The 477-nt window shown below is 47.0% G+C and carries 1 protein-coding gene; it reads left to right on the top strand.

Annotation, left to right across the window (positions count from 1 at the left end; translation table 11 throughout):
- Window positions 1-179 precede the first annotated feature (179 nt).
- Window positions 180-477 (top strand): NAD(P)-binding protein (locus A3750_RS04660; RefSeq protein ID WP_156498402.1); only part of this gene is annotated, 298 nt, incomplete at its 3' end.

The following is a 477-nucleotide window of genomic DNA, read 5'->3' as shown; positions in this document are numbered from 1 at the left end:
TATTAAATTGCATTGTTTATCCGCCTGTACTGTCGCAATACCCTGATATGCTTTATGTACGAACAACCCTGCTTGAAGGTTCTTTCTGCTTTTTCGCGATCGATGATCCAAATTAGTCTTTACAGTGTAAATATATCGGGCGTATGCTCACAGTAACTAAGTATTGATTTGGACCGCTCATGACTCACAAGCAAAACACTTCCTCTCCCTCACCCAGTGCATTACGGATCGGCACGCGTTATAGGCCACGACGTGTTCAAGGCGACTTTGATGCGATTGTTATTGGTTCTGGTATCGGTGGCCTAACCACGGCGGCCATCATGTCAAAAGCGGGTAAACGCGTTCTGGTCTTAGAGCAACATTACACAGCGGGCGGCTATACCCATAGTTATGCTCGTAACGGTTATGAGTGGGATGTAGGCGTGCACTACATTGGTGAGATGGGGAGCCGATTATCCACTATGCGCCAAGTGTTTG

The organism is Oleiphilus sp. HI0079 (genome assembly GCF_001635105.1).
This window is presented reverse-complemented; position numbering and strand designations above follow the sequence as displayed.